This is a genomic window from Pontibacter sp. LHS1, from assembly GCF_058932855.1.
In genome coordinates this window covers 100,088-122,938 of sequence record NZ_JBZYWF010000004.1, presented here as the reverse complement: position 1 = coordinate 122,938, position 22,851 = coordinate 100,088, and the positions used below count along the sequence as shown (strand labels likewise).

Here is a 22,851-nt window from a genome sequence, read left to right as displayed (position 1 = left end):
CTACCGATTTATGTAGGCTTTATAAGTAACTTTATCTTAATCTTTGTGTTTCAGTATCGTAGTAAAAGTTCTTGTCAATATACTTCTTGTACTTATTTAAAGCCGAAAGTGAGATAAAATTTGATTTTACTTCTTTCAGGGGAACAACATAAAGGCTTTCTGGGCTTTCTCCTTTTCCTCCAATACCTATAGCGATATAAACAGGCGTTTTTTTCTTTTTCTCAAAAGCCCTATATCTCTCAAGTTGTTCAGCAGTCGAAAATTCAACTCCACCTTTGTACAAGGTGCTTCGCCATTTGCATTCAACAGCAAATTCTGCTGACTCTTTTTGTAATGCAAACTCTACTAGCAAATCAGGGTGCTGGTTAGTTTTAGCATATCTGCCATTTACGTACTTGTCACCCGCCCACTCCTTGATTTTAAAGAACCTACTATCAAACTTCTGTACTACGAACTTTTCAAAATCGTCACCATTCCTTTTGTTAACATCTATTATTTCTGTTTCTGATGAACCTGATGCTGCAATTCTACTCTCAACATCTTGTATGATAGCATTATAATCGAGGCCATTTGAGTTTGCGATTTCCTTGATAAGACTTCGCTCGTTAGGAGTAAGTACACCGTCAGCGATAGCCATATCAACAACTCTGGCTAACTCATTTGAGTTAAGGGAGGAATTGCTAGAATTGGAGGAGCTTAATGAATTATCTGTGTCTGCTGTAGAAGTAGAAGGTGCGACCTCGCTTACATCTGTTGAAGTGTAAATCGTATTATTTTTCTCTAAAAATTGATTTGCAGTATCAGTAACATTCTTCGATTTAGAATAGAATATAAATCCTGTTATGAAGCATAATACTCCAATTACCATTAATGACATCCCCATTTTTCGCCCCATCTTTTATTTGTAAATACTGGTCTAATTTTAATTAAACCTTGGTTAAATTTAGACTGCTAAACAGTTTATATATGAAATAGATTCAAGCACCTACCCCTCCGAACTAAACCTAAAGAAAGTACCCAGCGGCAGCTTCCGCTCTCCTCTGTCGTGCAGGTATATCTCGCCCAGTTCTTCATTCTGAATCTGCTCCCCAAACGTCAGGCGCATCAGGTTGTCTAATATCAAAGCTGAGAAGCCGAGGGAGTAGAGGTTAATCACTAAAAAGTAGTCGGTTTTGTCGAGCATCTGGTGGCAGAGTTTGATGAGCTCGTTCAGCTCGTTTTCCAGCTGCCACTTCTCACCATTCGGGCCGCGCCCGTAGGCAGGAGGGTCCAGGATGATGCCGTTGTAGGTGTTGCCACGCTTCACTTCGCGGCGGGCGTACTTCATGGCGTCTTCCACGATCCAGCGCACATTATCCAGGCCGCTGGCCTCCATGTTGTCGCGGGCCCAGAAGTTAACCTGCTTCACCGAGTCGAGGTGCGTTACGTCGGCGCCGGCGGCTTTGGCGGCCAGGGTGGCGGCACCGGTATAGGCGAACATGTTGAGCACCTTTGGCGTTTTAGTCTTCAGCGAGCGGGTCTTGTTGTAAATGAATTTCCAGTTGCTGTCCTGCTCCGGAAACAGGCCCACGTGCTTGAACGAAGACAGGCCCAAACGGAAACGCAGTTTCAGGTCGCTGTACTGGTAATCGATGTACCACTGCTCCGGCATTTCTTTTTTGAGTTTCCACTGGCCTTTTTCCTGGCTGCCCTTGTCGCGGGTGAACACGGCATTGGCCATGCGCTGCCACTCTGACTCGGGCAGGTGCTTGTCCCAGATGGCCTGTGGCTCGGGACGGGCCACGTAGTACTGACCAAAGCGCTCCAGCTTTTCAAAATTACCTGAGTCAACGAGTTCGTAGTCAGACCAGTTTTCTGTTGTTAAAAAGGAATACATATATTTGCTGTTTATATCCGGCTGTGTAAGGTTGGCAAATTACGAATTATATGCCGTGCCTGAAAATTGCACGCAAGAGCTGGTTTAATTGTTTCTACTATATGGCACTTAGCTTTTATAAATACCAGGGCACTGGCAACGACTTCGTGATGATCGACAACCGGAAGCTGACCTTCCCGGCAGACGACGAGCATTTGATCAGGAACCTCTGCAACCGCCGTACAGGTGTAGGAGCTGATGGACTGATCCTGCTGCAAAATCACGACGACTATGACTTCGAGATGGTGTACTACAACGCCGACGGTCGCTTGGGGTCCATGTGCGGAAACGGTGCCCGCTGTACGGTTCGCTTTGCGAAACAACTGGGTGTGATCGAAGATGTAGCCTACTTTCTGGCCGCTGACGGCGAGCACCAGGCCACAATCGAGCGGGAAGAAATTCAACTGAAGATGACCGATGTGGTAGGAGTAGAGCGCATCGAAGACGACTTTTACCTTAATACCGGATCGCCGCATTATGTGCGTTTCGTGGAGAATATCGATAACCTGGATGTGTACGCCGAAGGCCGCCTTGTCAGGTATAGCCCTCGCTTCAACGCAGTGGGTACCAATGTAAACTTTGTGCAGCGCCTATCGGATAACAGTATTTATGTGCGCACTTACGAACGTGGTGTGGAAGACGAAACCCTTTCCTGTGGTACCGGCGTAACGGCTTGTGCCCTGGTAGCAGGCATGACGGGTATGGAAAGCCCGGTTTCAGTAAAGACACTCGGCGGCAACCTGAAAGTAGCTTTTGAGCAGCACGGTATAGGTTTCCGCTACATCTACCTGATCGGCCCTGCTAAGCTGGTGTTCACAGGTACAGTACCGGTGCCGGAGAAGGTATAGCCATGTTTCTTCGCTCCGAACATATCTACCTACGGGCTCTTGAACCCACTGACCTGGATTTCCTCTATACCTTGGAGAACGATACCTCCACGTGGCAGGTGGGCAATACGCTCACGCCCTACTCCAGGTTTGTGCTGGAAGCTTATCTAGAAAACGCCGCCCTCGACATCTACACTGTCAAGCAGCTCCGGCTGGTCATCTGCAACCGTGATCAAGAGCCCATCGGCGCCATCGACCTCTTCGACTTCGACCCCCTGCATCGCCGCGCAGGTATAGGCATTGTGGTAGCGGCTGCATACCGCGGGAAAGGCCACGCCTCCGAAGCGCTGAAACTATTGCTTGATTACTGCCAGCATACCCTGCAACTGCACCAGGTATACTGTAGCATCACCGCCAGCAATCATAGCAGCATTAAGCTTTTTAAGGGTGCTGGTTTTGAAGAAGTAGGCGTCCGCCGTGAGTGGCTGCGCAAGTCTGATGGGGGTTGGGATGACGTGGTGGAGATGCAGCGGGTGTTTTAAATCTCCTGTCACAATGCCACAACCCATTCCACAACTTTCCCTTTCTGACACAGGAATTTACACTGCCTGAGCTTTGTTGAGAAAATAAGTATAGCCTATCGGCAAATATGGCAGAAACGCCATGCAGCTGTCATTCTGGTATTGTTTTAGTGCATTGCCTTAGATATCTCAGAAAAACAGCTTATTTTTGACGATATTGCAAACGCAGGATTTCATTTAAGAACAACCAATACAGATGTTTGATTTTTTCGGTAAAACCGTTGCGAAACTATTCGGAACCAAGTCCGACAGAGATATAAAGGAGGTAGTGCCTTACGTATCCAAAATTAACGAGGAGTACGCAAAGCTTAATAGCCTCACCGACGACCAGCTTCGTCAGAAGACACTCGAGATAAAAGGCATCATTGATGAACGTCTCAAGCCTATCGACGAGAAAATAGCCGCTCTGCACAAGCGTGTGGCTGATGAGTCGGAGCTGAACATTGTGCAGAAAGAGAACATCTTCTCAGAGATCGACGAACTGGAGAAGGACCGCAATAAAGAGCTGGAGGTAGTGCTGATGGAAGTACTGCCTGTTGGTTTTGCCATTGTAAAGGAAACTGCCCGCCGCTGGAAAGAGAACGGTCAGCTGGTGGTAACCGCCAACGACATGGACCGCGACCTGGCTACCCGCAAGCCAAACGTGCAGATTGACGGCGACAAAGCCATTTGGGCAAACAAGTGGATGGCTGCCGGCAACGAAATTACCTGGGAAATGCTGCACTATGATGTGCAATTAATCGGTGGTATCGTACTGCACCAGGGTAAAATCGCGGAGATGGCTACAGGTGAAGGTAAAACATTGGTGGCAACGCTGCCTGCCTTCCTGAACGCTCTGTCGAAGCGCGGGGTGCATGTGGTAACCGTGAACGACTACCTGGCTCGCCGTGACTCCGAGTGGATGGCGCCTTTGTTCGAGTTCCATGGCATCACCATCGACTGTATCGACAAGCACCAGCCTAACTCTGAGGCCCGTCGCAACGCCTACCGTGCGGATATCACCTACGGTACCAACAACGAATTTGGCTTTGACTACCTGCGCGACAACATGTCACGCGAAATAAAAGACCTGGTACAGCGCAAGCACCACTACGCTATGGTCGATGAGGTGGACTCTGTGTTAATTGACGACGCCCGTACGCCATTGATCATATCCGGTCCGGTGCCACGCGGCGATGAGCACGAGTTCTACCAACTGAAGCCACGCATCGCCACCCTGGTAGATGCCCAGCGCAAAGTAGTAATGAACTTCCTGACGGAGGCCAAGCGCCTTATCAAGGAGGGGAATACACAGGACGGTGGTCTGGCTTTGTTCCGTGCCTACCGTGGTCTGCCTAAGAGCAAGCCGCTGATCAAATTTCTGAGTGAGACTGGTAATCGCGCCATCATGCAGAAGGTAGAGAACTACTACCTGCAGGACAACTCGCGCATGATGCCAGAGGCCGACGAGCCGCTTTACTTCACTATCGATGAGAAGCACAACCAGATCGAACTGACTGAGAAAGGCATCGACCTGATCACTGGTCAGGGCGAGGATCCGCAGCTGTTTATCCTCCCGGACATCGGAACGGAGATCGCTAACATCGAGAACGACAAGTCGCTCAACGAAGAGGAGTTACTGCACGCAAAAGAAAAACTGATCGCTGATTTCCAGGAGAAGACCAAGCGTGTGCATACCATCAACCAGTTGCTCAAGGCCTATACCCTGTTCGAGAAAGACACGGAGTATATCGTGACGCCGGACAATAAGGTGAAGATTGTTGACGAGCAGACAGGTCGTGTGATGGAAGGCCGTCGCTACTCTGACGGTTTGCACCAGGCCATCGAGGCGAAAGAAAACGTGAAAGTAGAGGATGCTACGCAGACTTACGCCACGGTTACGCTGCAGAACTACTTCCGTATGTACCACAAACTGTCAGGTATGACAGGTACAGCCGAGACAGAAGCAGGCGAATTCTGGGACATCTACAAACTGGACGTGGTGGTGATCCCAACCAACCGTCCGATCCAAAGAAAAGACGAGCACGACAAGGTATACAAGACCACGCGTGAGAAATACAATGCTGTAGCCGACGAGATCGTAGAGCTGACAGAGAAAGGCCGTCCGGTATTGGTAGGTACTACTTCTGTAGAGATCTCGGAACTCCTGAGTCGTATGCTGACCCTTCGCAAGATCAAGCACCAGGTACTGAACGCCAAGCAGCACCAGCGGGAAGCCGAGATTGTGGCTGAAGCCGGTAAGCCGGGCACGGTAACCATCGCCACCAACATGGCCGGTCGCGGTACCGACATCAAGCTTGCTCCTGAATCGAAAGCTGCTGGTGGCCTGGCCATCGTTGGTACGGAGCGCCACGAGTCTCGTCGCGTTGACCGCCAGTTGCGTGGTCGTGCCGGTCGCCAGGGTGACCCGGGTTCTTCGCAGTTCTTTGTGTCGCTGGAAGATAACCTGATGCGTCTGTTCGGTTCTGATCGTATCGCCAAACTTATGGACCGCATGGGTCTGGAAGAAGGCGAGGTGATTCAGCACTCGATGATCACGAATTCAATTGAGCGTGCGCAGAAGAAAGTGGAGGAAAACAACTTCGGACAGCGTAAGCGTCTGCTCGAGTACGATGACGTGATGAACGCACAGCGTGAAGTGGTGTACAAGCGCCGCCGCAACGCCCTGTATGGTGAGCGTCTGGAGCTTGATATCTGGAACATGATCTACGATATCAGCGAAGACATGGTGGTGAACTACAAAAACATTGGTGACTATGAGAACTTCCAGCTCAACATCATCCGTGTATTCGGTATCAACACTGCTATTACAGAAGATGAGTTCAAGTCGGTGCAGGCGAACCAGTTGGCGGAGCGACTCTACAACGAGGCGCTGAACCACTACCTGACGAAGAACAAGCAGACTGCCGAGCAGGCTTACCCGATCATCGAGAACATCCACCTGAACCGTGGACCGATGATCGAGAACGTAGCTGTGCCATTCACAGACGGCAAGCGCCAGTTGGCCGCCGTGGCTAACCTGACCAAGACGTATGAAAGTCATGCCATGGAGCTGATCCGTGCGATGGAGAAAGTAATTACACTGGGCACGATCGACCAGGCCTGGACCGACCACCTGCGCCAGATGGACGACCTGAAGCAAGTGGTGCAGAACGCAGTGTATGAGCAGAAAGACCCGCTGTTGATCTACAAGTTCGAATCGTTTGAGCTGTTCAAGCGTATGATCGGCAAAGTGAATGAAGAGACGGTATCCTTCCTGTTCCATGCCTACATCCCGGTGCAGGCGCCAGAGCACGTACAGGAACCACGTCCGCAGCAAATGCCGAAGCCACCTGTATTGCACGAGCAGAAAGAGGAGGTGCACTCGTCGCTGGAGCATAACAGCGGCCCGATGCACGCTCCGGAGCCGGAGAAGATCATGCCTGCACATTCACAAAAAGTGGCCGGCCGCAATGACCGCGTAAGCGTGCAGTACAACGACGGCCGTGTGCTCAAGGACGTGAAGTTCAAAACGGTAGAGGAGGATTTGCTCCACAACCGATGTGTACTGATTGAAGACTAATCGCAGATAGCCGCCTTCTGAAAAGTCTGGCGGCTATTCTTTTACATGATCATCTGAAAGCAAAGGATATAAGAACGGGTGCAGTGCCCAGGCATTATATCCTTTGTCTTTGTTTAAAACATCTTTTGTCAAGAATTATGTCAGGAGAAGATCTTGCTACTTATATAGACCACACCATTTTGCGCCCCGATGCCACAGCTGAGCAGGTGATGCAATTGTGTGACGAGGCCCGCAGCTATGGTTTCGCGGCAGTGTGTGTGCCACCGTGCTACGTGCAGGCTGCTGCCGAGCGACTGGGGCCAGGCGCAAGAGTGAAAGTAGCCACGGTGGTGGGCTTTCCGCTGGGTTACCAGCATCCAAAAGTAAAGTTTCTGGAGACTCACCAAGCCATAGCAGACGGCGCAAATGAGATTGATGTGGTCATGAACGTGTCGTTCTTTAAGTCTGGCAGGTATAGCGAGATACAGAATGAGCTGAGCGACCTGGCGAACTTCTGCCATCTGAAAGAGGCGGAGCTGAAAGTGATTATCGAGACGGCTTTGCTTTCGCAGGACGAGATTGCCAAAGCCTGTGAGATCTGCGCGGCGGCCGGTGTGGACTTCGTAAAAACATCGACAGGCTTTGCTTCAGGTGGCGCCCGGGTGGAGGATGTGCAGCTGATGCGCCGCGTGCTGCCGAGCCAAATCAAAATAAAAGCATCAGGTGGCATTAAAACATACGCAGATGCCCTGGCGTTAATTGAGGCGGGAGCCGACCGGTTAGGTTGCTCTGCCAGTATTCAAATTGTAAAGCATGAACAGAGCGCTTAGTTTTCTTTTTATTATTGCCCTAATAGTATCATCGGCCTGCAAGCCTTCAGCAGAGGCCCGTAAAAGTTCACCGGACAGAACCACTACCAGTGCCCGTGTAGTAGATGACATCAGCGTATACCGTCCGACTTACCCGGCTGAAGCGGCCAATTCCCCGGCAGTTGCCAGGGTAGAGCCGACTAACCACGCAAATGCCAAGGTCGCCGTGTTGTTGGATTCGGTGGCCAGTGTGAACAAGAACATCCGCTATGCACAGGGCTACCGCATACTGGCCTATAACGGCTCTGAGCGTCAGACGGTGATGGACCTGCGCAAAGCGATCATCGCCCGCGTGCCGGAGGAGAAGGACTACCTGACTTACCAGCAGCCAAACTTCAGACTAAAGATAGGCGACTATTTTACACGCATGGAGGCGCAGCAGGTGCTCAACCAGATCAGTGATCTTATACCTAATGCCCACATTGTGCAGGAGCAGATCAACATACCTAAAAACTGAGGTGTAGCGACCCGCTACAGGTATACAGCGTTGCAGTTGCTCAGGCGGCTGCAACGTTTTTCTTTTTATATTTGACAGAAGATACCAGGCCCGTCAAGGGCCTGTTGCCCTATTATTTACATGAATCAATTAGCACAGAAAATAAAAGAGCTGGCCACAGCCTATACTCAGGACACGATAGGTATACGCCGGCACCTGCACGCCAACCCGGAGCTTTCCTTTGAAGAGCACAACACGGCTGTTTATGTAGAGCAGGTGCTGCAAAGCTATGGGCTGGAAACTACCCGCATGGCTAACACCGGAGTGGTAGCCATGATCGAAGGACGAAACCCAGAGAGCAAAACCATCGCCCTGCGGGCAGACCTGGATGCGCTTCCTATAACAGAACAAAACGCTGTAGATTACAAATCGAAGAACGAGGGTGTGATGCATGCCTGCGGACATGATGTGCACACCGCTTCTTTGTTGGGAGCTGCCCGCATTCTGCAGGAGGTACGTAAGGAATTTGAAGGCACCGTAAAACTGGTTTTCCAACCGGGAGAGGAGAAGTTTCCTGGAGGTGCTTCCATTATGATCAAAGAAGGCGTGCTGCAGCAACCAGCTCCAGCAGGTATAATCGGACAGCACGTGTTCCCGATGCTGCCGGCCGGCAAAGTAGGCTTCCGGTCAGGTATGTACATGGCCAGTGCTGATGAAATATACATCACGGTAAAAGGCAAAGGCGGCCATGCGGCGCTTCCGGAACTCAACGTAGACCCCGTGCTGATCACCTCGCACCTGATCGTGGCCCTGCAGCAGATCGTGAGTCGCCACGCCAGTCCTAAAGTGCCAACGGTACTTTCTTTCGGCAAAGTGGAAGCCTTGGGTGCTACCAATGTGATCCCGAACGAAGTAAAAGTGGAAGGCACTTTCCGGACCATGGATGAGGTATGGCGCAAAGAGGCGCACCGCCGTATACGGAAACTGGCAGAGGGGCTTTGTGAAAGCATGGGCGGCAGCTGCGACATCGACATCAAGTTTGGCTATCCTTTCCTGAAGAACGACCCGGACCTGACCGGCCGTGCCCGTGAGGCAGCAGCGCTATACCTGGGAGCGGACAATGTAGTGGACCTTGACCTGTGGATGGGTGCCGAGGACTTCGCCTATTACTCACAGGAAGTGGCTGCCTGCTTCTACCGATTGGGTACCCGCAACGAGGAGCGCGGCATCATCTCGGGTGTGCATACCCCAACTTTTGACATTGACGAAGCGGCACTGGAAACCGGCATCGGGCTGATGGCCTGGATTGCCGTGCAGGAACTGGCAGCTGATAATCGATAATATTTATGAGAAAGCTATACCTGATACTCGCCCTAGCTGTGTTGCCGCTTCTGAGCAAGGCACAAAGCAAAATAAAGGCACCAACCGCTATCTGGCCTGAGTTGCAAGTGAGCTATGGCCTCGGTGAGAGCGGTCTGCTATTTCTGCAGAACCAGTACCGCATCAACACCGACGAGCGCTATAATGGCGTGGGCAGCTTTGAGCGCATTGAATTCACGCTGGGCTACGAACATGCCTTTACGGATCACTGGTTGGCGGGTGCTATGTTCCGCTATGCCAAGGAAGACATGCCCTCGAGTAACTTTACCTCGGCTTTTATCCGCCATGCCGGCAACATCAAAGGCTTATACTTCAACAAACAGCTGATGCTCGACTATGTGAACCAGGAGCGACGCGACCCTTTTGCACGGTTCAGGCTGCTGGCAGAGCTGGGCAATCGCCTTCCACTGGGGCAGCGCTTCATTACTCCATCACTGTCTTATGAGTTGTTTGTGGTAAAGGAATTTGGTGAAGAAACGAACGAGTTGCTGGTACGCACCATCGACCGCACCCGCCTCAGACTGGACGCCACCTACGAGGTTAGCGACCGATTTCGTATCACGCCTTACTTCCTGCGGCAGACCGATTACTACTTCGTGGAGGTGGGGCCGAAATATGACAAAGACGGGGTGCTGGTGGAGCCAGGTTATACCACGAAGCGCAACCGCATTTCACCCATCCTTGGCTTGGAACTTAAGTATACCTTTAATAGAGCGGTTTCTATAGGCAGCTATACCTACTAAACTTCTGAAAAGTTGACAGGAACGTCAGTCTTGAACTGCTTCGTAAATGACATTATTTCATGATTTTATAAAATAAAACGATTGGCAAACTTTTAGCTATATCCTGAGTGTAAGTGAAATCAAGAACTTAAAAAAAGGAGGTAGCTATGGTACTGAGAAAATATAATGGCATGCAGGATGACATGCCGCAAACTTTCAGCTCAATGCTAGATAGATTCTTCAACGAGTCTGTAAACTCAAGAGGCTTCGCTGGTTTTACACCACATGTCGATGCCTGCGAAACCGAAAACGGTTATGAAATTGAAGTAGCCTTGCCTGGTATTCGCAAAGAGGACATCTCCATCGATTTCCAGGAAGGTAAACTGACGATTTCGGGTGAGCGCCGCTTCGAGAAGAAAGAGGAAGGACGTCGCTACCAGATGCTGGAAACCCAGTACGGTACTTTCTCCCGCTCTTTCTATCTGCCTGACAACGTAGATGCAGACAAGATATCTGCACAACTGCAGGACGGCGTGCTGCTGGTGAACGTGCCAAAAGACGAGCAGAAAACCATGAAGCGCCAGATCACAATCTCAGGCGGGGAGGAAGCGAAGCAGCCAGCGAAACAAAAGCGTGTGGCAGCCACAGCCTCTGAGAACGGCAAAGAAAAGTAAGAGAACATCACACAAAAAAGAGGTCACCTAAACTGGCCTCTTTTTTGTTATAGAAATGTTAAAGAATGCGAATTGCCTTGACCTTGTATACTGCCGTATAGTATATTAGCGTTATGGGTTTATTATATATATAATCCTTAATATTAGATATTCACCAATCAGGAGGAGTTCAATACATGAAGACGAAACAGTTTATTGTTGGCCTTACACTTTCGGCGCTGATGGGCGGCGGTGTGGCAGTAGGCAGCTATAAGTTGCTGGAGAATGATAGTCCGCAGGGAGTAGAGACTCAACAGCAGTACCCGACCGTACGCTACACAAGTGACATGCGCAGCAGCGATGTGATTGTGCCGGAAGGTCTTAATTTTATAAAAGCAGCACAGGTGTCCACGCCTGCCGTGGTGCACGTAATGACCGAGTATAGTGTGCGCTCCGCACAGCGCAGCAACACGCCCATGGATCCGTTCCTGCGTGAGTTCTTTGGCGACGGCTTTGGTGAGCGCGTGCCACGCGGCCCGCAGATGGGTTCTGGTTCCGGCGTGATCATCGCCTCTAATGGCTACATTGTGACCAACAACCACGTAATTGACCGTGCCGACAAAATAGAAGTGACGCTGGACGATAAGCGGAAGTTTGAAGCCACGCTTGTAGGGACCGATCCTACCACCGATTTGGCGCTGTTGAAGATTAACGCCGACAAACTACCTGTGGTCCGTTACGGCAACTCCGACGACCTGCAGGTAGGGGAGTGGGTGCTGGCCGTAGGTAACCCGATGAACCTGACCTCTACAGTAACAGCAGGTATTGTGAGTGCCAAGGGGCGTAACATCAACATCCTGCGCACTACCCAAAACCGCGACCTGAGCATCGAGTCATTTATCCAGACAGATGCGGCTGTGAACCCGGGTAACAGTGGGGGAGCTCTGGTAAACCTGAACGGTGACCTTGTAGGTATAAACACCGCTATTGCATCGCAGACGGGCTCTTTTGCCGGTTATTCTTTTGCTGTGCCTTCGGCTATTGTGAGCAAGGTAGTAGATGACCTGCTTAAGTATGGCGAAGTGCAGCGTGCCCTGTTAGGGGCCCGCATTCAGGAAATTGATGCTGCCCTGGCAAAAGAGAAAAACCTGAGCACGCTGAATGGTGTGTACCTGGCTGAAGTAGAAGAAGGTGGTGCCAAAGAAGCCGGTCTTCGTACCGGTGACGTAATTACAGCCATCAACGATGTGAAAGTAGCTCGCTCTTCGCAGTTGCTGGAGCAGGTGGCGCGCTACCGTCCTGGTGATAAAGTGAAGGTAGAGTACCTGCGTGATGGTAAGAGTCGCACAGCCAATGTAACGCTGAAGAACCTGAATAACAGCACCGAGATTTCGAAGCGCAGCACAGCCAACTCTGTAACCTTTGACGGTGCTACATTTGAGGCAGTGAGCAAGCAGGAAATGAACAAACTAGGTATAGACGGTGGCGCCAAGATCGCTAATGTTGCTAAGAGCAAGTTCCGCGATACTGGTATGAAAGACGGCTTCATCATTACGCGTATCGATAAGTATGCGGTGAACGTGCCTTCCGATGTGGAGCGCCACCTGAAGAATTTTGAGACCGGCATTGTTTATATTGAGGGTGTATACCCTGACGGTCTGAAAGCCTACTACCCGATCGGGAAGCGCTAAGACCTGACCATAGCACAAAAAAGCTTCTGCCATGCATGGCAGAAGCTTTTTTGTTTTAATAGAAGAGAAAAAAGGCCTATCTTCATGCAGCAGAGCGGTCTGCCCGACAGCTCGCTATTGTGGATCACAGTTACAACACCTTTAACCCAAAACACAGGTAAAATTATGAAACAGACCATAGATGAACTGCCATTGACGAAAGCGATTGCCGATGTGATGCAGCAGCTAGGTATAAAAGAACTGAACCCAGCCTACAGCACCGGCCTGAACTGGGGCGGCGAAAATAGCACTACCCGCGACATTTACTCACCAGCCGACGGCAACCTGATTGCGACCGTGAACATGGCCACCGCCGAGGACTACGAGCAAGTGGTAAGCACCGCTCAGGAAGCGTTCAAGGTATGGCGCAAGATGCCTGCTCCGAAACGGGGTGAGGTGGTGCGCCAGATCGGTAACAAGCTGCGTGAGCACAAAGAGGCACTGGGCAAGCTGGTGAGCTACGAGATGGGCAAGATCCTGCAGGAGGGCCTGGGCGAAGTGCAGGAGATGATCGACATCTGCGACTTCGCTGTTGGTTTGTCCCGCCAGTTGCACGGCTACACGATGCACTCGGAGCGTCCGCAGCACCGCATGTACGAGCAGTACCATCCGCTGGGCATTGTGGGCGTTATCTCGGCCTTCAATTTCCCGGTAGCGGTTTGGAGCTGGAACGCCATGCTGGCAGCCGTTTGCGGCGACGTAACCATCTGGAAGCCATCTGAGAAAACTCCGCTTACGGCTATCGCCTGTCAGCACATCATCCGCGACGTGCTGGCCGACAACGAATTGCCGGAAGGTATCTTCAACGTGATCATCGGTGATGCTGAGATTGGCAGCCTGATGGCACATGACACCCGTATTCCGCTAGTTTCGGCTACAGGTTCTACCCGCATGGGCAAGAAAGTGGGCGAAGCAGTAGGTGCCCGTCTGGGCAAGTCGCTGTTAGAGCTTGGTGGCAACAATGCCATTATTATGACGGAGAATGCTGACATCGAAATGGCACTTCGTGCCGTGGTGTTCGGTGCCGTAGGTACCTGCGGGCAGCGCTGTACCTCTACCCGCCGTTTGATCATTCACGAGAATATATACGATCAGGTACGCGATCGCCTGCTCAAAATATACCCGAACCTGCCGATCGGTCACCCGCTTAGCGCCACAACCCTGGTTGGTCCGCTGATCGATAAGGATGCGGTGAATGCTTTCCAGAATGCATTGGAAGAAGTACAGAAAGAAGGTGGTAAGCTACTGACTGGTGGTGAAGTGCTGGAAGGCGAGCAGTACGCGACAGGAACTTATGTAACGCCCGCCATCGTGGAGGCCGAGAACCATTACCACATGGTACAGGAGGAGACCTTTGCGCCGATCTTATACCTGATCAGGTATAGCGGAGAAGTGGAGAACGCTATCGACATCCAGAACGGTGTGAAGCAGGGCCTTTCTTCGTCCATCTTCTCTACCAACATACTCGAAACGGAAGCCTTCCTGAGCCACTGGGGCTCAGATTGCGGTATTGCCAACGTGAACATCGGTACATCTGGTGCTGAGATCGGTGGTGCCTTTGGTGGCGAGAAAGACACCGGCGGTGGTCGAGAGTCCGGTTCCGACGCCTGGAGAATCTACATGCGCCGTCAGACCAACACCATCAACTACAGCCGCGAGTTGCCACTGGCGCAGGGTATCAAGTTCGATATTATGGATTAATTGTCCGAATCTTTATATTGGGCCCCTACCCCAAGGATTTACAGGATTTTAAGATTAATAGGATTCGCTCACTAAGTGAATCTTAAAATCCGCAAATTTTAATTTTGTACATACTGAATCTTGCAAATCCTCTAATCATGTAGATCCTTGGGGTAGGGGCCCTGTAGGAAGATCCATACTAAGCCAGCTCCATCCGGGGCTGGCTTTTTTTGGTGGCTATACCTGGCAATTGAGCGAAGTGGTGTAATGCAGCAGTGAGCAACGGAAAATTCTCTAAAATATTTTGCAACTTGATGCAACCCCACGCATTTGCTTGTGTCTTTAGTGCAGAAAGTAGGAAGGGAAGGAAAAGATATAAGATGAAATAGCAGTATTGATCGACTAACAAGGCAAAGAACACGATAAACGAGGCGATTTTGGAAAAAGGCACTTTTCAGGATGTAAACGCACAGGTAGTGCAGCGCTGCAGGGAAGGGGATAACCGTGCCCAGTACGAACTGTACAAACTGTACTCCAAAGCCATGTTTAACGTGAGTATGCGCATCACCAATGACTATGCCGAGTCTGAGGACGTGCTGCAGGAAGCCTTCATCAGCGCCTTCAAAAACCTGCATTCTTACAAAGCAGAAGCTTCATTCGGGAGCTGGCTCAAAAGGATCGTGATCAACGCCTCAGTCAATGCCGTCCGCAAGCGACGCTCGGAACTGGTGCCGCTCGAAGACCGCCTGGCAGGCGATATACCTGACGAGGAGTATCACGACGATACCGAGTGGCAGGTAGAACAGGTGCGCCGCGCCATACAGCGCTTGCCCGACGGCTACAGAGTGGTGCTCAGCTTATACCTGCTGGAAGGCTTCGACCACGCTGAGATTGGCGAGGTGCTAGGTATAAGCGAGTCTACTTCGAAGTCGCAGTACAGCCGGGCCCGCAAGAAGCTGCTGGAGATTATGAAAGACACACATTCCATGGCCTAGCCGTGGTAGATCATAAAGAGAAGAGAGATGAAAGATAGATTAAAGGAATTTGTGAACGAAAACCGGGAGGACTTCGACATGTTCGAGCCCAGACCGGAGCTGTGGCAGGAGATCTGTACCGAACTGAATACACAGAAGGCACAGGAGGAGAAGCCCAGCAAAGAAGCCAAGGTGATCAGCATCAACTTCGGGGAGCGCCTCAACTTCACAGCCGATTTCATGTTCATGCGAGTGGCAGCCACTATCGTGCTCCTGCTGGCTTGTGGCATCACCCTCTGGATGGTGAAACAGAACAGCCCGACTGCTACTAACACCATTGCCGCAAATACCACATTGGGTGAGCAGCCTTCGGTATACCAGGTGGCTCCTGAACTGGCTGAGGTGGAGGTATACTATACCAGTCAGATCAACAGCAAGCGCGAAGAGCTGAGCGAGTACGACCTGAAAGTGCTCGGTCTGGACGAAACACGTGAGATAGACCGTGAACTGGCCCGCCTCGACAGCAGCTATACCCGACTCAAGAATCAATTACACACTACTCCGAACACCGACCAAGTGATGGCGGCCATGATCCAGAACCTGCAGATCCGGATCGAAGTGCTGAACCGTCAGTTGGAAGTGCTCAAGAAAATAGAAGCTATAAAAGAACAGGATACTACTGAACCACAGAACAATGGAACGACAACTATTTAAATCATTGCGCTACCACATAGCTACGCTTTTGGTTATACTGCCAGCCCTGGCCATGGCACAGCCCTATGCGCCGGAGCCTTGCCCAAGCCAAATGCCACCTGCGCCACCAGCCCTTGCCGCGCAGCAGACACTGCCGCCTGCTCCTCCTTTGCCACCAGTACCACCTGTGGTGGTGCCGCATCAGTCAGGCTGGCAGGAAGCTGAGGTTTATACCTACAGTTCAGAAAAGCGCAAAACATTCGAAAAGACCTACAAGGTTAGTAAGTCGGATGTACTGAATATCAATAACCAGTTCGGCAACGTGCATGTGAACACCTGGAATCGCAATGAGATACAAGTGAAGGTAGACATCATCAGTCGTGCCAACTCAGAGCAGCTGGCGCAGGAAATGCTGAACAAGATCAACATAGCCGACAGCCGAAGCGGCAACACCATCTCTGTTAAAACTGAGATGGGGTCTATAAACTCCAATGGCCGTCACCAGAGTTTCCAGATCAACTATACCATCAATATGCCCACCGATAATGCACTTACTGTGAAGAATAGGTTTGGTAGCGTATACCTGCCTGATATGAAAGGAACAGTAGACCTGAACGTGCAGCACGGCTCATTTAAAGTAGGTAATTTGTCAAACGTGTCGAACAATATTAAGGCTTCTTTCTGCTCGAATACACAGAACACAATTGGTTTTATAAATAAAGGAAGCCTGGATTTGGATTACTCCAATGTAAATCTAGCTGCCACTAATGGTGTGAATGGTTCATCCAAGTTTACAGACCTGAAGATCGGAAACCTGGTTGAAGCACTGAACATGGAGGTGAAATACGGCACTTTTAGGGTAGACAAGGTGCAGAAGAACTTCAAAAACATATCCTTGGATGGAGGGTTCACTCCTATACAACTACACTTTGATGATGGCGCTGCTTTCGATTTCGATATAAACCTGCAATTTGCCGATTTTAAAGTTGACCGGGATCTGGTAAAGTTCACCAATCTGGAGCAGGGCCATACCTCAGCAGCTTACAAAGGCAAGTATGGAAGCGCTGCGCCAAAAGGTACTATCAACATTACCTCAAAGTACAAAGACGTGCGGTTCACAAAATAAACACTTGGTTTGAAACATATTACCCCCAATTGGGTTGAATAACAGAGTATGTTTAAGGTAAGAGAAGCCGGCCTGTTTTGGGCTGGCTTTTTCATTGATGAGGTATGGAAGAAGCTGCCTACCTCAGAATGCTGGCAAGAAAGTTTTATCTTTGAGTATGACAAACGACAAAGAGCTTCTCAATTCATCGAAAGCCCCTGAGCCTGTGGGGCTATACCCGCATGCCCGCCGCGTGGGCAATCTTTTGTTTCTGTCTGGCGTTGGACCAAGGGAACGAGGTACCAAAAAGATACCGGGAGTCGAGCTGGACGAGGCTGGTAACATTACGTCGTACGACATTGAGGCGCAGTGCCATTCGGTGTTTCAGAATGTGCGCTACATCCTGGAAGATGCCGGCTCGAGCTGGACGAACCTGGTGGACGTGACCGTTTTCCTGACGAACATGAAAGATGACTTTGCCACTTACAACCGCATCTATGCTGAATATTTCAAGGACAATCAGCCTTGCCGCACTACGGTAGAGATAAACAAACTGCCGACCCCCATCGCCATCGAGCTGAAGTGCATCGCCACGATCGGCTAGGCTATACCTGCAAACAGAAGAGCTATACGTGAACAACAGAGAAAACGAATTTAAGCAGCGGGCCACGGCCTATGCTGAACAGGAACAGAAAGCAGCTGGCAAATCGAAGTCAGTGTCGTGGCTGCGGGTGGTGGTGTTTGTGGCGGGAGCTATTACGGCCTGGCTCTTTTTCAGAGATGGCAACACCAGCGCAGGCATCATCAGCATCGTTGGGTTTTACATTCTGTTTATGCTGGTCATGCGCTGGCACAGCCGCCTCGACTACAGGTATAAGCAGCTGCAATTACTGGGCAAACTCAACCTGCAGGAGATCGATCGGCTCCATGGTAAGCTCCATACCTTTGACGGCGGCGATGCCTTCAGAGACGATCATCATCCCTATACCTCCGACCTGGATATTTTCGGTCCGGACTCGCTCTTTCAGTTGATGAACCGCTCCGTGACCAGCATTGGTAAGCTACGGCTGGCTCAGTGGTTCCGGCAGGCGGCACCTGCCCCGGAGGTATTGCGCAGGCAGGAAGCGGTGGCTGAACTGGCACAGCCCGAGCAACAGGAGTGGCTGCAGCTGGCCATCGTGAAGCCGATGCACTACAAGCACACGGAGGCAAATACACAGGAGTTCTTTGGCTGGCTACGGGCGCAGCACTTCTATAAGGAGCATCCCTGGCTGAAGCTGTTGGTGTTTGTCCTGCCTGTATTGACCTTAGCGGCCATTGCAGCCTGGTTTTATGGCTACTCTGGCTACATAGCCCTTGCGCTCTTAGCCATCCAGTACCTGTTGGGACTCAAGTTCCAGAAGGTGCGTGACGACTACTACGACAAGAGCATCGGCATGTATGAAGCCATGCAAAGCTATACCGACCAGCTGCGGCACCTGGAGGCCCATACCTTCAAGGCTCCGCTTCTGGAGGAGATCAGGACACGCCTCTATAAAGACAGCATACCCACTTCCACAGCTATCGGAAAAGTAGCCACCATCATCGACTATTTCTCATGGCGACTGAGCACGCTGATGAGCTTCTTTCTGAACACGATCCTGATGTGGGACTTTGTGTGGATTTACCGGATTGAATCCTGGAAAGCACAGCATCTGGACCAGGTGGAAGAGGCACTTGAACTGCTGGCAGACTTCGAAGCACTGACCAGTATGGCAGCTTTTCAATACGCCCAGCCGCATTTTGCTATACCTGAGTTAAGCGCTATACCGTTCGAATTCGATGCCGAGCAGTTGGCACACCCACTTATCTTTTCAGTAGAGCGAATCGCCAACGATTTCCAGATGCAGGGGGCAGGTAAAACGATTGTGGTGACGGGCTCCAATATGTCAGGGAAAACGACCTTCCTTCGCACGGTAGGCATCAACATGGTGCTGGCCTTTATGGGAGCAGCCGCATGTGCCCGACGGCTGACAGTAGCCCCGGCTCAGGTATATACCGCTATGCGCACCGCCGATAACCTGGCAGAGAATACATCGTCTTTCTATGCCGAGCTCAAGCGCCTGCGTATTTTGCTCAACATGACAGAAGGGGAGGAGCCGGTTTTCTACCTGCTCGACGAGATACTCAAAGGCACTAACTCCCGCGACCGTCATGCCGGTGCCATGGCCCTGATCCGGCAGCTGCACCGCCGCAACGCCTCCGGCTTGATCTCTACACACGACCTGGAGCTGGGCGCCATGGAGCAAGAGCTGCCGGGCAGTGTTGAGAACTTCAGTTTTAACAGCACCATCGAGGGCGACAAGATACTCTTTGACTATACCTTGCAACGCGGTATCTGCCGCAGCTTCAACGCCAGTAAGCTGATGCAGCTCATGGGTATAGAGATGGAGCGCAGCGATGCGGCAGGGTAGAAGCGTGTACCAAAGGCCTTTTTTTACGTTAGCATATCAACATATTTCAACCAGCAAATAAACCTATGAGAGTAGTAGCCGACATCCCTAACCCGCACGTGAAAATCACGCTGCACTCCTACAACGGAAAATATATCCTGAAGCTGGAGAAAGCCAACCTGGAACAGATTTATAAAATAGAGGAAACCGAAGTAGCAGGAGACGAGGGAGCGATCGCCCTGCTGGACGAGGAGTTCATTGAAGCGGTTGTCAATCGCTTTCAGGATATGCGTGATGCCTTTGTGAGCACAGTGAGGCGGAATGACTAAGCTATGCATTTAGTTTCTGTACCTAATAAAGGTGTAGAAACCTATACTTGAGCAATATCCTATTTCGTTGTTGTAGGTGTAGAAAACAAAAAAGGCTCTGAGAAATCAGAGCCTTTTCTATTATGATTGCTAGTTCGGATTAGCCGATAGCTACACGCTTGAACTCAGATACAGTCAAACCTTTGCTTGTCTTCTCAAGCAGCTGAGAGATAGTCAAAGATGGGTCTTTTACGAACTCCTGGTTCAACAGGGTGTTCTCTTTGTAGAACTTGTTCAGTTTACCCATAGCGATTTTCTCCAGCATTTGCTCTGGCTTGCCTTCGGCACGTGCCTGCTCCTTACCAACCTCAATCTCACGCTCGATAGTAGCAGAGTCAACGCCGTCTTTGTCAAGAGCGATTGGCTTCATGGCAGCGATCTGCATCGCAATGTCCTTACCAACTTCAGTCACATCAGTACCGTTTGTGTTGTTAAGACCTACCAAAACACCCAGTTTACCGTTAGAGTGGTTGTAAGCAACAACTTTCTCAGCCTTCACAGTCTCGTAAGAAACTACGTCGATCTTCTCACCGATTTTACCCATCAGGTCAGTGATGTGGTCCTGCAGTGAACGACCGTCAGCCTGAGCAGCTGCCAGCAATTCTTCTTTAGAAGAAGCGCCAGTAGAAACAGCAGTCTCCATAGCTCTTTTAGCCAGGTTCTGGAAATCTTCTACTTTAGACACAGGCTCAGTTTCGCAAGCTAAAGCTACTACACGGCCAGTAGCGCCGTCTTCGCTTACGCTTGTCAACACGATACCTTCAGAAGTAGCATTGTCAGCACGCTTGCTGGCAATCTTCTGGCCTTGCTTACGCAGAATATCTTTAGCAGCTTCGAAGTCACCGTTGGCTTCAGTAAGTGCTTTTTTGCAATCCATCATACCTGCACCAGTTTCCTGGCGAAGTCTGTTAACGTCTTGTGCTGTAATAGCCATCTTTTTATAATTAAGAATTATGAATTAATAATTAAGAGTCTTTTTGAGGTGGTCAGGAGCTCAAGTAGAGAATTAAAGTATACCCTATGTTCTTCCTAAATCCCCTAAAACAAACTGAACATTGAAGCTTGAGGGCCCAATGTTCAGTTTATTTACTATGCTATATGCATGCGAGATTATTGCTCGTCAGCTTCCTGCTTGGCTTTGATGCCTTCTTCTTCAGAACGCTTACGCTCAGTCTCTTCTTTGTCCACTTTACGCTCAGACAGACCTTCTTCAATGGCCTTACCCATGATAGAAACGATCAGGGCGATAGACTTAGAAGCGTCATCGTTTGCTGGAATTGGGAAGTCAACCGTCTCAGGGTTTGAGTTTGTATCGCAAACCGCGAATACAGGCAGGTTCAACTTCTGTGCTTCTTTTACTGCGATGTGCTCACGCTTCACGTCCACGATGAACAGAGCAGCTGGCAGGCGAGACAGGTCGGCAATACCACCCAGTACACGCTCCAGTTTCTCACGCTCACGAGAAAGCATCAGACGCTCACGCTTTGCGATAGCTGCATAAGCTGTGTTGTCTTTTACCATCTTGTCGATAGTAGACATTTTCTTAAGCGACTTACGCACAGTAGCGAAGTTTGTAAGCATACCACCCAACCAACGGTCGGTCACATAAGGCATTTTAAGACGACGAGCTTCTTCAGCTACGATGTCCTGTGCCTGCTTTTTGGTAGCTACGAAAAGGATTTTACGACCAGACTTCGCGATGTTCTTGATAGCTGAAGTAGCTTCTTCAAGGGCAACCAAAGTTTTGTTCAGGTCAATGATGTGGATACCGTTCTTCTCCATGAAGATGTACGGAGCCATTTTCGGATCCCACTTGCGGGTAAGGTGACCGAAGTGAACACCTGCCTCAAGTAATTCTTTATAATTAGTACTTGCCATGTTGTTGATACACCTTTAATATTAACGTTTACTGAACTGGAATGAACGACGCGCTTTGCGCTTACCGAACTTCTTACGCTCCACCATACGAGGATCTCTGGTTACGAATCCTTCTTTGCGGAGTGCAGATTTAGTCTCAGCGTTTTCTACTACCAGTGCTTTCGCGATAGCAAGTCTAAGTGCTTCAGCCTGGCCGCTTACACCACCACCTTTTAGATTAGCAGTAACATCGTACTTGCCAATAGCTTCTAAGGTTTGAAACGGCTGATTCACAATAGTTTGCAGTACTTCGTCAGGGAAGTACGCCTTGATATCTTTACCGTTAATAGTGATATTCCCTTGCCCGGCCGTCATGTAGATACGAGCCACCGAGGTTTTTCTTCTACCAGATGTATTGATAACTTCCATTAATTATTAGATGTTGAGGGTTAATTCTTTAGGCTGCTGAGCTGCAAATGGATGCTCGCTTCCTGCAAAAACATGAAGATTTCTGAAAAGCTCGCGACCTAGTGGGCCTTTAGGCAACATGCCACGAACCGCGCGCTCTACTAGCAGCGTTGATGATTTAGCCTTAAGCTCACGTGGAGAAGTCTTCTTCTGACCACCTGGGTAACCAGTGTGCGTCAGGTAGTACTTCTGGTCCCACTTGCGACCAGTGAAACGCGTGTCATCAGCATTGATAACGATCACGTTGTCGCCGCAGTCAGCATTTGGCGTATACGAAGGCTTGTTCTTGCCTTTCAGGATCTTGGCGATTTCAGACGCCACGCGACCCAAGCTTCCTTGCCCTGCATCAATAATCACCCAGCCTTTGTTGGCTGTCTTCTTATTGACAGTAAGGGTCTTATAACTTAAATGATCCATTTTTGGTGGTTGTAAGCGATTTATTTAACAATTAATTTTTTCTCGATGGTTCTTGAAAAATGGTCACAAAGATAGAAACTCTTTATTTGATATGCAATACTTGGTGTAGAAATATGCTGGAACACAGGGGAATAGTGTAAAAAGAAGGCAGCGGCACAAAGCTGCGCCGCTGCCTGTAAGCTAATCTATCATCTATACAGGTG

General features: G+C 50.1%; 22 protein-coding genes. 16 read left to right on the top strand and 6 right to left on the bottom strand.

Annotated elements, in window-relative coordinates; genetic code table 11:
- Positions 1-31 precede the first annotated feature (31 nt).
- The gene (locus AC5FXQ_RS09765) at positions 32-895 is read right to left on the bottom strand and encodes a hypothetical protein (RefSeq protein WP_493602278.1); all 864 of its coding nucleotides are present in this window, start codon (positions 893-895) and stop codon (positions 32-34) included.
- A 90-nt stretch (positions 896-985) separates the two neighbouring features.
- Positions 986-1,876, bottom strand: a complete 891-nt coding sequence (locus AC5FXQ_RS09760) for a class I SAM-dependent methyltransferase (RefSeq protein WP_493602277.1) — start codon at positions 1,874-1,876, stop codon at positions 986-988.
- Positions 1,877-1,977: 101 nt separating this feature from the next.
- Between AC5FXQ_RS09760 and dapF the strand changes: the two genes are divergently transcribed.
- The 16 genes from dapF (at position 1,978) to AC5FXQ_RS09680 (ending at position 19,867) form a co-directional block, all read left to right on the top strand.
- Positions 1,978-2,763, top strand: coding sequence for a diaminopimelate epimerase (gene dapF, locus AC5FXQ_RS09755; RefSeq protein WP_493602276.1), 786 nt, complete (start codon positions 1,978-1,980; stop codon positions 2,761-2,763).
- A 2-nt stretch (positions 2,764-2,765) separates the two neighbouring features.
- Positions 2,766-3,284: a GNAT family N-acetyltransferase gene (locus AC5FXQ_RS09750; protein ID WP_493602275.1), complete on the top strand. Its 519-nt coding sequence runs from the start codon at positions 2,766-2,768 to the stop codon at positions 3,282-3,284.
- 235 nt (positions 3,285-3,519) lie between these two features.
- Positions 3,520-6,885 (top strand): preprotein translocase subunit SecA, encoded by a 3,366-nt coding sequence (gene secA, locus AC5FXQ_RS09745; protein ID WP_493602274.1) that lies wholly within the window; start codon positions 3,520-3,522, stop codon positions 6,883-6,885.
- Between the two features lie 137 nt (positions 6,886-7,022).
- Complete coding sequence (gene deoC, locus AC5FXQ_RS09740; RefSeq protein WP_493602273.1) at positions 7,023-7,694, top strand: deoxyribose-phosphate aldolase; 672 nt, start codon at positions 7,023-7,025, stop codon at positions 7,692-7,694.
- On the top strand, positions 7,678-8,190 hold the full coding sequence (locus AC5FXQ_RS09735; protein WP_493602272.1) for a sporulation protein: 513 nt from the start codon (positions 7,678-7,680) through the stop codon (positions 8,188-8,190). Before deoC ends, AC5FXQ_RS09735 begins: the two co-directional genes overlap by 17 nt.
- A 120-nt stretch (positions 8,191-8,310) precedes the next feature.
- Positions 8,311-9,510: a M20 metallopeptidase family protein gene (locus AC5FXQ_RS09730; protein ID WP_493602271.1), complete on the top strand. Its 1,200-nt coding sequence runs from the start codon at positions 8,311-8,313 to the stop codon at positions 9,508-9,510.
- Positions 9,511-9,515: 5 nt separating this feature from the next.
- On the top strand, positions 9,516-10,292 hold the full coding sequence (locus tag AC5FXQ_RS09725; RefSeq protein WP_493602270.1) for a porin family protein: 777 nt from the start codon (positions 9,516-9,518) through the stop codon (positions 10,290-10,292).
- Between the two features lie 146 nt (positions 10,293-10,438).
- On the top strand, positions 10,439-10,945 hold the full coding sequence (locus tag AC5FXQ_RS09720) for an Hsp20/alpha crystallin family protein (RefSeq protein ID WP_493602269.1): 507 nt from the start codon (positions 10,439-10,441) through the stop codon (positions 10,943-10,945).
- Positions 10,946-11,121: 176 nt separating this feature from the next.
- Positions 11,122-12,615 (top strand): Do family serine endopeptidase, encoded by a 1,494-nt coding sequence (locus AC5FXQ_RS09715; protein WP_493602268.1) that lies wholly within the window; start codon positions 11,122-11,124, stop codon positions 12,613-12,615.
- A gap of 165 nt (positions 12,616-12,780) precedes the next feature.
- Positions 12,781-14,355, top strand: coding sequence for an L-piperidine-6-carboxylate dehydrogenase (amaB, locus tag AC5FXQ_RS09710; RefSeq protein ID WP_493602267.1), 1,575 nt, complete (start codon positions 12,781-12,783; stop codon positions 14,353-14,355).
- Between the two features lie 416 nt (positions 14,356-14,771).
- Positions 14,772-15,329 (top strand): RNA polymerase sigma factor, encoded by a 558-nt coding sequence (locus AC5FXQ_RS09705; RefSeq protein WP_493602266.1) that lies wholly within the window; start codon positions 14,772-14,774, stop codon positions 15,327-15,329.
- Between the two features lie 27 nt (positions 15,330-15,356).
- Positions 15,357-16,022 carry a hypothetical protein gene (locus AC5FXQ_RS09700; RefSeq protein ID WP_493602265.1) on the top strand — a complete coding sequence of 222 codons (666 nt, stop codon included), beginning with the start codon at positions 15,357-15,359 and terminating at the stop codon, positions 16,020-16,022.
- Positions 16,003-17,127, top strand: coding sequence for a DUF4097 family beta strand repeat-containing protein (locus AC5FXQ_RS09695; protein WP_493602264.1), 1,125 nt, complete (start codon positions 16,003-16,005; stop codon positions 17,125-17,127). Before AC5FXQ_RS09700 ends, AC5FXQ_RS09695 begins: the two co-directional genes overlap by 20 nt.
- Before the next feature lie 157 nt (positions 17,128-17,284).
- Positions 17,285-17,710, top strand: coding sequence for a RidA family protein (locus AC5FXQ_RS09690; protein WP_493602263.1), 426 nt, complete (start codon positions 17,285-17,287; stop codon positions 17,708-17,710).
- Between the two features lie 28 nt (positions 17,711-17,738).
- Positions 17,739-19,559, top strand: a complete 1,821-nt coding sequence (locus tag AC5FXQ_RS09685) for a MutS-related protein (RefSeq protein WP_493602262.1) — start codon at positions 17,739-17,741, stop codon at positions 19,557-19,559.
- A gap of 65 nt (positions 19,560-19,624) precedes the next feature.
- Complete coding sequence (locus AC5FXQ_RS09680; protein ID WP_007659671.1) at positions 19,625-19,867, top strand: hypothetical protein; 243 nt, start codon at positions 19,625-19,627, stop codon at positions 19,865-19,867.
- 139 nt (positions 19,868-20,006) lie between these two features.
- Here AC5FXQ_RS09680 and tsf read toward each other — a convergent pair whose 3' ends face one another.
- The 4 genes from tsf to rplM all read right to left on the bottom strand — a co-directional run bounded on the left by tsf (position 20,007) and on the right by rplM (position 22,648).
- Positions 20,007-20,840, bottom strand: coding sequence for a translation elongation factor Ts (gene tsf / locus AC5FXQ_RS09675; protein ID WP_493602261.1), 834 nt, complete (start codon positions 20,838-20,840; stop codon positions 20,007-20,009).
- Positions 20,841-21,016: 176 nt separating this feature from the next.
- Positions 21,017-21,784, bottom strand: a complete 768-nt coding sequence (gene rpsB / locus AC5FXQ_RS09670) for a 30S ribosomal protein S2 (RefSeq protein ID WP_076420834.1) — start codon at positions 21,782-21,784, stop codon at positions 21,017-21,019.
- 21 nt (positions 21,785-21,805) lie between these two features.
- A complete protein-coding gene (gene rpsI / locus AC5FXQ_RS09665) occupies positions 21,806-22,192 on the bottom strand; it encodes a 30S ribosomal protein S9 (protein ID WP_018476900.1) in 387 nt (128 codons plus the stop codon).
- Positions 22,193-22,198: 6 nt separating this feature from the next.
- Entirely contained in the window at positions 22,199-22,648 is a 450-nt protein-coding gene (gene rplM / locus AC5FXQ_RS09660) for a 50S ribosomal protein L13 (protein ID WP_101444040.1), read from the bottom strand.
- Between the last annotated feature and the right edge of the window lie 203 nt (positions 22,649-22,851).